This is a genomic window from Amycolatopsis coloradensis (genome assembly GCF_001953865.1).
In the GTDB taxonomy this organism is placed as follows: domain Bacteria; phylum Actinomycetota; class Actinomycetes; order Mycobacteriales; family Pseudonocardiaceae; genus Amycolatopsis; species Amycolatopsis coloradensis.
The window spans coordinates 162927-174925 of sequence record NZ_MQUQ01000012.1; the positions used below are offsets into that span (position 1 = coordinate 162927).

At 68.0% G+C, this 11999-nt stretch carries 15 protein-coding genes; 8 read left to right on the top strand and 7 right to left on the bottom strand.

Annotated features, from left to right (window positions below; all coding sequences use genetic code 11):
• Window positions 1–31 precede the first annotated feature (31 nt).
• Complete coding sequence (locus tag BS329_RS21960) at window positions 32–646, top strand: LysE/ArgO family amino acid transporter (protein ID WP_076163117.1); 615 nt, start codon at window positions 32–34, stop codon at window positions 644–646.
• Here BS329_RS21960 and BS329_RS21965 read toward each other — a convergent pair whose 3' ends face one another.
• Both BS329_RS21965 and BS329_RS21970 read right to left on the bottom strand, forming a co-directional pair.
• Window positions 647–1474: an aldo/keto reductase gene (locus BS329_RS21965; protein ID WP_076163118.1), complete on the bottom strand. Its 828-nt coding sequence runs from the start codon at window positions 1472–1474 to the stop codon at window positions 647–649. It lies immediately after the preceding gene.
• A gap of 2 nt (window positions 1475–1476) precedes the next feature.
• Window positions 1477–2340, bottom strand: coding sequence for an NAD-dependent epimerase/dehydratase family protein (locus BS329_RS21970; protein WP_076163119.1), 864 nt, complete (start codon window positions 2338–2340; stop codon window positions 1477–1479).
• 115 nt (window positions 2341–2455) lie between these two features.
• Between BS329_RS21970 and BS329_RS21975 the strand changes: the two genes are divergently transcribed.
• On the top strand, window positions 2456–2890 hold the full coding sequence (locus tag BS329_RS21975) for an Lrp/AsnC family transcriptional regulator (protein WP_208619250.1): 435 nt from the start codon (window positions 2456–2458) through the stop codon (window positions 2888–2890).
• A gap of 3 nt (window positions 2891–2893) precedes the next feature.
• Here BS329_RS21975 and BS329_RS21980 read toward each other — a convergent pair whose 3' ends face one another.
• The 3 genes from BS329_RS21980 to BS329_RS21990 all read right to left on the bottom strand — a co-directional run bounded on the left by BS329_RS21980 (window position 2894) and on the right by BS329_RS21990 (window position 5093).
• Window positions 2894–3889, bottom strand: a complete 996-nt coding sequence (locus BS329_RS21980) for a DUF2203 family protein (RefSeq protein WP_076163121.1) — start codon at window positions 3887–3889, stop codon at window positions 2894–2896.
• A gap of 21 nt (window positions 3890–3910) precedes the next feature.
• Window positions 3911–4501 carry a hypothetical protein gene (locus BS329_RS21985; RefSeq protein WP_084750073.1) on the bottom strand — a complete coding sequence of 197 codons (591 nt, stop codon included), beginning with the start codon at window positions 4499–4501 and terminating at the stop codon, window positions 3911–3913.
• 82 nt (window positions 4502–4583) lie between these two features.
• Window positions 4584–5093, bottom strand: a complete 510-nt coding sequence (locus BS329_RS21990) for a hypothetical protein (protein WP_244197248.1) — start codon at window positions 5091–5093, stop codon at window positions 4584–4586.
• A gap of 239 nt (window positions 5094–5332) precedes the next feature.
• Here BS329_RS21990 and BS329_RS21995 point away from each other — a divergent pair, with 239 nt between their 5' ends.
• The 4 genes from BS329_RS21995 to BS329_RS22015 all read left to right on the top strand — a co-directional run bounded on the left by BS329_RS21995 (window position 5333) and on the right by BS329_RS22015 (window position 9018).
• Entirely contained in the window at window positions 5333–6556 is a 1224-nt protein-coding gene (locus BS329_RS21995; protein WP_076163122.1) for an NADP-dependent isocitrate dehydrogenase, read from the top strand.
• Between the two features lie 202 nt (window positions 6557–6758).
• Window positions 6759–7064, top strand: coding sequence for a hypothetical protein (locus BS329_RS22000; protein WP_076163428.1), 306 nt, complete (start codon window positions 6759–6761; stop codon window positions 7062–7064).
• Window positions 7065–7333: 269 nt separating this feature from the next.
• Complete coding sequence (locus BS329_RS22010; protein ID WP_143253148.1) at window positions 7334–8140, top strand: exodeoxyribonuclease III; 807 nt, start codon at window positions 7334–7336, stop codon at window positions 8138–8140.
• Window positions 8141–8151: 11 nt separating this feature from the next.
• Window positions 8152–9018, top strand: coding sequence for a hypothetical protein (locus BS329_RS22015; protein WP_076163124.1), 867 nt, complete (start codon window positions 8152–8154; stop codon window positions 9016–9018).
• Here BS329_RS22015 and BS329_RS45540 read toward each other — a convergent pair.
• Entirely contained in the window at window positions 9012–9281 is a 270-nt protein-coding gene (locus BS329_RS45540) for a hypothetical protein (protein WP_425266370.1), read from the bottom strand. The genes BS329_RS22015 and BS329_RS45540 overlap by 7 nt on opposite strands.
• A gap of 294 nt (window positions 9282–9575) precedes the next feature.
• Here BS329_RS45540 and BS329_RS22025 point away from each other — a divergent pair, with 294 nt between their 5' ends.
• Entirely contained in the window at window positions 9576–10073 is a 498-nt protein-coding gene (locus BS329_RS22025) for a MarR family winged helix-turn-helix transcriptional regulator (protein WP_076163125.1), read from the top strand.
• Between the two features lie 59 nt (window positions 10074–10132).
• Here the strand turns inward: BS329_RS22025 and BS329_RS22030 are convergent, their stop codons facing one another.
• Window positions 10133–11011: a glycoside hydrolase family 19 protein gene (locus BS329_RS22030; RefSeq protein ID WP_076163126.1), complete on the bottom strand. Its 879-nt coding sequence runs from the start codon at window positions 11009–11011 to the stop codon at window positions 10133–10135.
• Between the two features lie 398 nt (window positions 11012–11409).
• On the opposite strand from BS329_RS22030, the gene BS329_RS22035 reads away from it, so the two are divergent.
• Window positions 11410–11742 carry a hypothetical protein gene (locus tag BS329_RS22035; protein ID WP_076163127.1) on the top strand — a complete coding sequence of 111 codons (333 nt, stop codon included), beginning with the start codon at window positions 11410–11412 and terminating at the stop codon, window positions 11740–11742.
• The last annotated feature ends 257 nt before the right edge of the window (window positions 11743–11999 follow it).

Below are 11999 nucleotides of genomic sequence, written 5' to 3' on the forward strand. Positions count from 1 at the left end.
TGTTGGCGACTCGCTTCCTACTGTTCTTCTCATGGGAAACGTCCTGTTCAGCGCCGCCGCCGGTTTCGGCGCCACCATGGCCCTCATCGTCGCGATCGGCGCGCAGAACGCCTTCGTGCTGCGCCAGGGCATCCGGCGCGAAGCGGTGCTCGTGGTGGTGCTGATCTGCATCGTCTCCGACGTCATCCTGGTCAGCCTCGGCGTCGGCGGAGTCGGCGCGCTGGTGGGGACCTCACCCGAAGCGCTGACCATCGCCGCTCTGGTCGGCGGCGCTTTTCTGCTCTGCTACGGCGCTCTCGCGGCCCGTCGCGCGTTCAAGCCGGCGGCGCTGGAAACCGGGGGCCCGGAGACCGGCGGGTCGCTGCGCCGCATCGTGCTGACCACGCTGGCGATCACCTGGCTGAACCCGCACGTCTACCTCGACACCCTGCTCCTGCTCGGCGCCATCGCGGCGGGGCACGGCGGCGGCCGGTGGGCGTTCGGCGTCGGCGCGGTGTCGGCCAGCGTGATCTGGTTCCTCGTGCTCGGCTTCGGCGCGAGGCTGCTCAGCGGATTCTTCCGGAAGCCGTCGTCGTGGCGAGTGCTGGACGGCCTGGTCGCCGCGACGATGATCGCCCTCGGTGTCACGCTGGTGGCCAGCGCCTGATCACGGCAGCCGAGCCAGGTCCTCGGCGGTGAGCACGAGCTCGGCGGCGGCCGCCGAATCGCGGATCGTCGCGGGCCGCGTCGAACCGGGGATCGCGATCATCGACGGCGACTTCGCGAGCAGCCAGGCCAGGCACACCCGTTGCGGGCTGACCCCGTGCTCTTCGGCCACGGCGAGGAATTCGCCGCCGATCCCGCGCAGCGGACCCCAAGGCAGGTAGGCGAGCCCGAGTTTCGTGCACAGTGCCAGCTCCGGTTCGTGCGCGAGTTGTGCGGGCGAGTGCTCGTTTTGCACCGAAACCAGCTTCCCACCGAGGATCTCCCGCGCTTCGAGGATCTGCGCACTGGACACATTGGACACTCCGGCGAGCTGGATCTTGCCTTCGTCGGCCAATTCCTTGATCGCGCCGACGGACTCCGCCCACGGCACGCGCTCGTCGGGCTTGTGCAACTGGTAGAGCCCGATCGCGTCGACGCCGAGCCGTTTCAGCGAGCCCTCGCAGGCGCTCTTGAGGTGCGCGGGTGTCCCGGTGACGGTCCACGAGCCGTCACCGGGCCTGCCACGGCCGCCCTTGGTCGCGACGAGCACCGCGTCCGAGCCGCCGCCGTAGGTGGCCAGCGCCTCGGCGATCAGCACCTCGTTGTGCCCGATTTCGCCCGCGTGCCAGTGGTAGGAGTCCGCCGTGTCGATCAGCGTGACCCCGGCGTCGAGCGCGGCGTGGATGGTGGCGATCGCGCGTTCGGAGTCCGGACGGCCCTCGATCGACAACGGCATCGCGCCCAGCCCGATCGCGCTCACTTTGACGTCCCCGATGCTGCGGTAGCGCATGCTCAAGCTGCCTTTCGGATCTCTTCGACGGCTTCGCCGAGCCAATCGGTGGTGGTGGAGAAGGAAAAACCGAGATCGGTCGCACGCGAGGTGTTCAGCACGGCGTACCGGTCGAAGGAGAACGGCGACGCGTCCCGCTCGACGATCCGGAACCGGGGCTCGGCGGTGATGGCGGCGGCGAGATCCACCGCGGACAGCTCGCCGTGCGAACCGGCGTTGACCGGGCCCGTGAAGTCCGCTCGCGTGGCCCAGGCCAGGAAGTCCGCGATCTCACGCTCGTGGATGAACGTCGACGGCCGCGGTGCCGCGTGGACCGCGACGGCTTCCCCCGCGTCCAGCCGTTCGACGTAATGCCGCAGCCGCCCGGTGAAATCCTCGCCGCCGAGGACGTGCGCGACCCGCACGGAAGCGAACGGCACGTCTCCGGCCGCGAAGACCGCCTCGGCCTGCCGTTTGCCGTCGCCGTAGTGCGCTTCGAGGAAATCCTCGTCGTGCCAGGGAAGCTCGAAGTCGACGGGGGAACGGGAGACCAGCGATTCGGCCATCGGGGTATGCGTCCGGACCCGGTCGTAGACCTCGATCGTGGACGTCATCACGTACCGGTCCGCGCGGATGACGCGGCGCGCGATGTCCGCCTGGACCGGGGTGTAGCAGACCTGGTCGAGAACGACGTCGAAAGACCGGGAACCCAGCGCGGCCTTCAGGCCCGCCGCGTCGTCGCGGTCGGCGATCAGGTGGGCGACGCCGGACGGCGCCGGGGTGGAGCCGCGATTGACCACGGTGACGTCCAGCCCGGCGTCGCGCAGCCGCTCGACCACCCCGCGGCCGAAGTACCGGCTCCCACCCAGAACGAGCACTTTCTTCATGCCGTCCAGTGTTACGGTGGCGATCCGAGTGCTTGAAGGGGAGATCATGGGCGATTCCGTGGAATCACTGAAAGAACCTCGGTCAAGGCGGGGTTTCACTGAAAGCTCACTGGACGTGATCGACCGGCGACTCCTCGAACTCCTCCAGGAGGAGGGCCGCATCACCCTAAGCGAACTCGGGCGCCGCGTCTCACTGAGCCCGGCCGCTGTCGGCGAACGCGTAAAACGACTCGAAGCCGACGGCACGATAACTGGCTACGCGGCGCTCGTCTCGCCGTCCGGGGTCGGCCTCGGGCTGCGGGCGTTCGTGCGGATGGCGCCGCACAGCGGGTTCACCGTCCGGCATCCGCGCACGCGGAAGGTCATGGACCGCCCGGAGATCCTCGAACTGCACCATGTGGTCGGGGAGGACTGCTGGATTCTCAAGATCGCCGTCCGCGACACCGCCCACCTGGAAGACCTTCTCGAAGACCTGTCCACGCTGGGCACCACGACGACGTCGATCGTCATGTCGAGTCCCATCGAACGGCGGGTCCTCCTGCCTTGGTGACCCTCAGGGTTTGGTCGCGTGCACCACGAACACCGACCGGACCCTGTCCCCGGACTCGACGTCGAGACGATTCACGGTCACCTCGGTGAAGCCCGCTTCGGCGGCGATTCCGGCCGCGTCGTCCTCGGTTTCCGGGAGCTTCAGGTCGGTGGGGACGATCGCGGCGAACGCCTCCGACGGCCGGAACGCCGACGCCAGCGGCAGGCTGAAGCCCAGCCTGCCGCCAGGACGCAGGGCACGCAGCCAGTCGCGGAGCGCGGCCGCGCCGAGGAAATGCAGAGAGGACGCGCACAGCACGGCGTCCGCGCCCTCGTCCTCCACCGGCGACGGCACCGCCGAGGCGACCTGCCAGGTGATGAGCCGGCCAGGGTCGTGCGCCGCCGCCTTCACCTCGGCCTGGGCGATCATGCCCGGCGAGATGTCGATCGCGAGCACTTCGCCCGGCTTCAGGCGCAGGGCGGCGAACGCGGCCACGCCGGTCCCGGTCGCGACGTCGAGAACGCGTTCGGGAGCTGTGCAGCCGAGGCCGTCGACAAGCGCGTCGGCGACAAGACCGTGAAAGGTGTCTTCGTCGTAGTGCGCGGCAACACCGTCGAAGAGGCCCGCCGCGATCTCCTCGCGCACGACCTCGACCCGGTTCGGGAGGCGGCGGCGCCCGGCGAACCCCAGGTCGGTGCGGTGGTACCAGCACAGTTCCTGGTCACCTTCGAGCCAGCAGAGCAGGACGTCGACGCCGTCGAGTTCGGCGGGGAAGTCGATCAGGAGCGGGGCGAACCCCTTCAGCTCCGCACCCGTCCGCTGGACGGCGGTCATCAGATCGTCCAGCCGGGCCTGCGCGGCCTTCCACTCCGGCATGCCGCCGAGCGCGGTCTCGCGGCCACCCGGACGCAGGGACGCGGCGAGTTCGGCCGCGTCGGCGCGGAGACGGACGATCTCGTCGAGCGCCGGGCGTAGCCGGGCGAGTTCGGCGCGGGCTTCAGGAACGGTGAACAAACCCATGCACCGATGGTCCCAGCCTCCTCAGCGCCGCCGCCGGGCGAGTCTCGACGCGAGGCCCGCGCCGATCAGGAGGAAGCCCGTCCCGAGCAGGCCGCCGATGAACAGCCAGCTCGTGACGCCGTAGGTGACGTCGTTCTGCGGCAGGTACCTCGCCAGGCGGAAGCCCCATTCCGGGACCACGGCGGCGGTCACGCCGGGTGCGACGCCCCAGACGAGGCCGCCGAGGATCGGGCCGGTCGCCGAGAGCGCGCCGAGCAGCCCGACCGCCAGCAGCAGGAGCCCGCCGCCCACGAGCAGTCCGATACCGAAGACGTCACGCTGGGTGCTGAGCGTCGCCTGGACGAGCATCTGCTGCCGCAGGCCGCCCCAGGCCAGCAGGCCGAGGGCGACCGGCGTCAGGACCAGCCCGCCCGCGCCGCTGAGGGCGCGACGCGCGCCTCGGCCCGCGCGGGAGTCTTCGGTGACCAGGTCGTCTTCGTACGGCTGCTCGTACGGTTCGTACGACTCGACGTCCTTGTAGGGCCTTCGCGGGTCTTTCGGCTGTTGCTCGTATTCGCCGTACTCCTGGTAGTCCTCGTCGTCGTACTCCGCGACGTACCGGTGCGATGACATGGGCGGGTCACCTCCCTTAACCGGACTACGGACGCGAAGCCCCTTCGGTTCACTTCGATCTCGCCGGAGCGCGTTTAGCCCGCTAAAGGCGAGTTGGGCGGCGCCGGGTGAGGGTCCCGACCAGGCCGGCCCCGACCAGCAGGAAACCGGCTCCGAACAGGGCGCCCATCACCAGCCAGGTCACCAGGCCGACGCCGAGTTCGCGGCCGCCGAGGTCGTACATGGTGCTCATGACGCTCTGCCCGCCCAGGAGGGTGGTCAGTCCCGGCACCACTCCCCAGAGCAGCCCGCCGATGACCGGGCCGAGTCCGGACAGCGCGCCGAGGAGCGCGACGCCGAGCAGGAGGAGGCCGCCGAGGATCAGCAAGAACAGGCCGAGAGGGTCTTCGCCGACGGTGTAGGCCTGCGCGTACATCCGCTGCAGCCGCGAGCCGCCGTAGATCACCAAGCCGAGCGCGACCGGCGTGAGCAGCACTCCGCCGACAGCGCTGAGCACGCGAGGCACGGCGCGGCTGCTTTGCTTAGGCTGGAGGTACGGCTCCGGTGCCGGTGGCTGCTCGTGCGGCGGCACGGCGTAGGGGTTGGTGGACATGGGGATCGCCTTTCCGGTGGCCGGCTGAGGAGTGCGGTTCGATGATGTCGCGGTCTCCGTGGGTCGCGTGACGGCCGGATGGCCGTCGTCCGACCGGGTGACGTCGGCCACATCGGCCTCGTGGAGACTTGATACCGACCACTACTGGAACCATCCAGAGCCGTTAAGCAGTACGCTTGTACCGCTACCGGAGAGACTCAAGAAGAACGCGAAGATCCGCGGAAGGAGCACCGCTGCTCATGGCCAAGATCAAGGTCCAGGGCACCGTCGTCGAGCTCGACGGCGATGAGATGACCCGCATCATTTGGCAGTTCATCAAGGACAAGCTGGTCCACCCCTACCTGGACCTCAACCTCGAGTACTACGACCTGGGCATCGAGGAGCGGGACCGCACCGACGACCAGATCACCGTCGACTCGGCGAACGCGATCAAGAAGCACGGCGTCGGCGTCAAGTGCGCCACGATCACGCCGGACGAGGCGCGCGTCGAAGAGTTCGGCCTGAAGAAGATGTGGCTCTCGCCCAACGGCACGATCCGCAACATCCTCGGCGGCGTGATCTTCCGCGAGCCGATCGTCATCCAGAACATCCCGCGCCTGGTGCCCGGCTGGACCAAGCCGATCATCATCGGCCGTCACGCGCACGGTGACCAGTACAAGGCGACCAACTTCAAGGTCCCCGGCCCCGGCACGCTGACCATCAGCTACACCCCGGACGACGGCTCCGAGCCGATGGAGTTCGAGGTCGCGAAGTTCCCCGAGGGCGGCGGCGTCGCCATGGGGATGTACAACTACCGCAAGTCCATCGAGGACTTCGCGCGCGCCTCGCTGCAGTACGGCCTCGACCGCGAGTACCCGGTCTACATGTCGACCAAGAACACCATCCTCAAGGCCTACGACGGCATGTTCAAGGACGTGTTCGAGGAGATCTACCAGGCCGAGTTCAAGGCCGACTTCGACGCCAAGGGCATCTCCTACGAGCACCGCCTGATCGACGACATGGTCGCCGCGGCGATGAAGTGGGAGGGCGGCTACGTCTGGGCCTGCAAGAACTACGACGGTGACGTGCAGTCCGACACGGTCGCGCAGGGCTTCGGCTCGCTGGGCCTGATGACGTCGGTGCTGCGCACCCCGGACGGCAAGACCGTCGAGGCCGAGGCCGCGCACGGCACGGTGACCCGGCACTACCGCCAGCACCAGCAGGGCAAGCCGACCTCGACCAACCCGATCGCGTCCATCTACGCGTGGACCCGTGGCCTCGAGCACCGCGGCAAGCTGGACTCGAACCCCGAGCTGATCGGGTTCGCGAACAAGCTGGAGCAGGTCGTCGTCGAGACCGTCGAGAGCGGCAAGATGACCAAGGACCTGGCGCTGCTGATCAGCAAGGACCAGCCGTTCCAGACCACCGAGGAGTTCCTCGCGACGCTGGACGACAACCTGGCCAAGAAGATCGCCCAGGGCTGAGTTTCGCTTTGAACACGGTGAAGGCCCCTTCCTCGCGGAAGGGGCCTTCGTCGTTTGTGCCAGATCCGTGACGGTGGGTAGTACGCGACTCGCCGGGTTGGCGCCTCCGGGTGGTTGGCAATCCGGGATCTGGGCGACCGGGCCGGCTTCTGCCACTCTGGTCAAGGCAGAAAACGATTCCCTTGTTCGAGGAGTGACCATCATGGCCATCTCGAAACCGGTCTTGTTCCTCGGCGCCGGCGCGGCGCTGATCGTCGTCGTCGCCATCTCGGGACAAGACAGGGAGTCGAGCGCTTCGAGTCCCACCGGTTGCCAGGTCGTGGTGACCGCCGACGTGCTCAACGCGCGCGACACCCCCGGCGGGCAGAAGATCGTCGGCAAGTACGTCAAGGACGCGAAGATCGACGCACAGCCGGTGGTCGAGAACGGCTTCCGCAAGATCGCCGAGGGCAAGTGGGTCTCCGCCCAGTACGCGACCCCGGTCGAAGGCTCCCAGTGCGGCCCGTGACCTGCGGCTTCGCGTTTAGCCCGCTAAACGCGAATGGGCCTGACCCGCGGGATCGCGATTAGCCCGCTAAACGCAAGTGGGCGCCTTCCTCGGCCGCCAGTATTTCGCCGCTGAACTCCTTCCGCGCCTTTGCCACCGAGGTCCCGCGGTCGGAGCCGGGCGAGAGGCGGGTCAGCAGCAACCGGCGGGCACCCCCGCTCGGCTCGCTACGAACGAGACCTCTCGGCGCGGCTCAACCCCTGACGTTTCTGTCGGACCCTCCGGGTAGCGTGCGAAGGGTGCTGACCGTCTCCACTGTGAATGTCAACGGCCTCCGTGCCGCCGCGAAAAAGGGCTTCGTCGAGTGGCTCGGCTCCACCAAAGCCGACGTCGTCGCCTGCCAGGAGGTCCGGGCCGAGCTCAAAGAGCTCCCGGCCGGTGCCGCCGCGCCCGAAGGCTGGCACGTGGTGCACGCGCCGTCCGCGCAGAAGGGGCGCAACGGCGTCATGCTCTTCAGCCGGACCGAGCCCGACGAGATCCGCATCGGCTTCGGCGAGCCCGAGTTCGAGGACAGCGGCCGCTACGCCGAGATCCACCTGCCGAACGTCGTGGTCGCGAGTCTGTACCTGCCCAGCGGTGACGTGGGGACCCCGCGTCAGGACGAGAAGGAACGCTTCATGGCGGCGTTCCTGCCGTATCTCGTCGACCTGCGCGCCAAGGCCGAGGCCGGGGGCCGCGAGGTCGTCGTCGTGGGCGACTGGAACATCGCGTACGAGAAGACCGACCTGAAGAACTGGCGTGGGAACCAGAAGAGCTCGGGCTTCCTGCCGGAGGAGCGGGAATGGCTCGGCCGCGTGTTCACCGAGGCCGGTTACGTCGATGTGCAGCGCAAACTCGACCCGGAAGGCCCTGGCCCGTACACGTGGTGGTCGTATCGCGGAAAGGCGTTCGACAACGACTCGGGCTGGCGCATCGACTGCCAGATCGCCACTCCCGGCCTGGCCGAGCGGTGCACCTCCGTCGTGGTGGAGCGTGCCGAGTTCTATGACCAGCGCTGGTCCGATCACGCGCCGGTGACGGCGACGTATTCCGGCTAGCCGAGGCGGTCATGGAGACGAACGAAGCCCGGCGCATCGAGGCGACGAACGCCGAGCGCTACCAGATGTCCGGCCAGTACGGGTGGGAGTTCAGCCCGGACGCGCCGAACCTCCTGGAGCGCTGGACGGTGCTGCCGTTCAACCAGCGCGGCGACAAACGGATGGCGTTCGGCGCGCTGAGCGGCGCGTACAACGGGCTTCGGTTCAGCGTCTTCGACTACCACCGCCGTCCGACGGTCACGAGCGTCCACACGCGGTGGACCAACAAGAAGGTCAACGAACTCGACACGCTCTCGATCGACTCGGTCTGGGTGGTCACCCTGCCCGCGCCGATGCCGAACTTCCAGATCGTGTCGAGCATCGAATCCGCCTGGGACGTCGAGCGGTACCCGGAGCCCGCCACCGCGGATCGGAAGTTCAACCGCTGGTACAAGCTGATCGACACCGATCCGAACGTCGCGATCCAGGTGCTCACGCCGCAGGTCGCCGCCACGATGCGGTCGTTGAAGCTGCACACCTGGTCGCTGGCGGGGCCGGAACTCGTCTACGTCGAGAATCCGACGTTCGGCCGGACCAAACCGGACGACGTACTCGCGACGCTGGGCAGGCTCGCGCAACTGGTGCCGCTGCTGCCGTTCCACCTCGGTGGCGGGCAACCCGCCGCGCCGCCGCGACAGCACCAATACCCGCCGCAGCCGTATCCGCCGCGGAATCCCCAGGGCCCGCAGCAGTATCCGCCCCCGCCGCAGTACGGGCAGCACCCCGGATACCCGCCGCGGCAGCCTTATCCACCGCAGTACCCGCCACCCCAGTACCCGCCACCCGGATATCCGCCACCGGGGTATCCGCCCTCGGGATACCCGCCGCGCGGCTACTGACGAGCCTTCGCCGTCTCCGTCCACACTGGACTCTCGACGAAGTGGTTGTCGAATTCTTCCTGGCTGTCCAAGAGATCCTGGACGGTCGCCGTGCCGTGGCCGACCTGCTCCAGCAGCCGGAAGTAGCCGAACCGTTCCACGCCGGGGATGAACACGATCAGCACGTCCGCAGACGAGCCGACTGCCGCGCGGAAAGCGTGTGTGGTCAACGGTGGGACGACGAGCAGGTCGCCCTCGGAAACGGTGACGATATCTTCCCACAAGGACTTCCAGGTTTCCGCCGAGCATGAAGAACATCTCGGAGGAACCGGTGTGGTAGTGCGGCGCCGCGCCGTTCGCGCCGACGCCTAGTCGTGTTCTCGCGCTGCTGAGGAGGCCGCCTGTGGTCGAGACGTCGGCGAGCAGCGTGACGAGATTGGGAGCCGCGCCGACGGTCTCGGTCTCGGCCGCGCGGACGAGGACGGGTTCACGGGTCTCGATGTGCTGGGTCATACTCGGAATAGTTCCACTGCTTATAGTTCGCTGTCAAACTATCTTCCGTCGAATAGACTGCCGTCGTGAATGACGAACGAAACGCCGACGCGATCGACGCGGTGGTCGGCGCCTGGCGGCGGGAACGGCCGGAACTGGACCTGGCCGCGATCGGGGTCGCCGGCCGCCTCGGCCGCGTGGTGATGCTGACGACGCCGATGGTGGAGGCCGTGTTCGCGAAACACGGGCTGAAACAGGGCGAGTTCGACGTGCTGGCCGCGCTCAGGCGGTCCGGGAAGCCGTACACGCTCATCCCGTCCGAGCTGTCCGCGACGCTGATGATGTCGAGAGCCGGGATGACCAGCCGGCTCGACAGACTCGAGTCGGCGGGGCTGGTCGAGCGCGCGCTCGACCCAGAGGACCGGCGCAGCTTCCGGGTCACGCTGACCGAGCGCGGGTTCGAAGTCGTCGACGCCGCGATGACCGAGCACACCGGGAACGTCGCGAAGCTCCTTTCGCCGCTCGGTGACGATCTTGACGTCCTGGACGCCACGCTGCGTCGACTGCTCGGCGCTCTTGAATGACGAAGGGGCCCTTCGCCGCGTCAGATGCAGCGAAGGGCCCCTTCAGTTCCCTAGACGGATCAGCAGGACAGGTTGCCCCCGGGGGTGACGCCGAGGATGCCGGTGAACTGCTGGTACTTGCTCACGCGGCTCTGCACCTGGCCGGGGTTGCCGCCGTTGCACTCGAGGCTGCCGTTGATGCTGCGGATGGTCTCGCCGAAGCCGCGGCTGTTGACCATCGCGTTGTGCGGGGTCATCGTGCCAGGGCCGTTCTGGGTCATCCAGTACCAGATGCCGGTCTTCCAGGCGACCGCCGCGTCGTTCTGCACCAGCCACGGATTGGTCAGCAGCGGCAGGCCCAGCGCGTCGCCGGCGGCCTTGTAGTTGAAGTTCCAGCTCAGCTGGATCGGGCCGCGGCCGTAGTACGCGGCGTTGCCCGCCGGGCAGCCGTAGGACTGGGTCGTGTCGCAGTAGTGCGGGTAGTTGGCCTGGTTCTGCTCGACGACGTGAACCAGGCCGCCGGTCTCGTGGCTGACGTTCGCCAGGAAGGCCGCCGCCTCCTGCTTCTTGACGGTGTCGCTGCCAGTGCCCGCGAAGGCCGGGTACGCGCTGAGGGCGGTGACCAGGCCGTTGTAGGTGTAGAAGGGGTTCCGGCTGGGGAACATCTGGTTGAACTGGGCTTCAGTGACCACGAAGCCGGACGGGTTCTGCGAGCCGCCGCCGCAGGCGCCCTGATCGGCCCAGACCTGTGCCGAGCCGGGCGTTTCGTTCTGCGTCCACCATTTCGCGGACCAGTTGTGCCCGTTGTGGGAGGCGGTGTTGCCGCCCCGGTAGACCGAGCTCGCGTTCCACGGCGTCACGCAGTCCGCCGCGGAGGCGGACTGGGCCGGGACGACCACGGCGACCGTGGTGGCGGCGAAGGTGGCGGCGACCGCCGCGAGAATACGTCGAAGAGACATCGGTGGCTCCTTCATGCGAGGGGACCATGCAGGGAGATTGGTCTATACCTTTTAAGGGGTATGGCCACAGGTATAGACCATTGCGGACAAGAAACCAACCGCGGAAAGTCGGATCGTGCCTGTTCGGCCCTGGGGTGACATCCGAACGGCCTAACCCTTGTCTTGTTCTATCGGAAACCGTTTGGCTCGCGACGACTCCGAGAAGAGGGGTGCTCGAAACATCCACCCTGTGAGGGGCTAGTCTCGTGCCCCGAGTTGATCAGAACCCACAGGTCTTGACACGCTCGGTAGTTTTTTGACCAGCAGCCTGGAAATGCTCACTCGTTCGGGTTAGCGTTCCGGTTCAGCAATGTCACGTCACGGGAGGCACTCCGGTGCGGAACCCAGTTCATCTCCTGATGCGGTCGGCTCTGCCCGCGGCCAGGACCGCGGCGGTCGTCGCGATCCCGGTCGCACTGCTCGTCGCGGGCGCCGGTCCGGCCTCGGCCGCGGAGTCGACTTCGCGCTCGGAGATGGCGTTCGGCCTCTTGGGGCCGGTCGGCCTGATCGCCGTCGCGCTCGGCATCGTCGGCATGGCCTTCGGTGTTTTCCGTCAGCGCCGGAAGGCCCGCGTCGCCACCGCCATCCCTGTTGTCGTCACCCCGATGCGGTCCGCCACGCCGGACGTCGCCGCGATGGCCGAGGCCGTACTCGCCGATGGCGACGCCCTCACCCGCCCGCAGCGCCCCTGACCAGCGCTTCCCTGGCCCCGGATCGCGTTTAGCCCGCTGAACGCGCCTCGCCCAGGCGTCGCGATTTGCCCGCTAAAGTCGACCTGGCGCCAGCCCCGCTCGGATGACGGTTTGCCCGCTAAAGTCGAGTCCGCCCGCGCGGGGTGCCCCGGGCCCGGATCGCGTTTAGCCCGCTAAACGCGAGGCGGCGGCGGGACCGGACAGATCGCACTTAGCCCGCGAAAGGTGACGTGCCGGATTTCTTGGGTAGGGACACC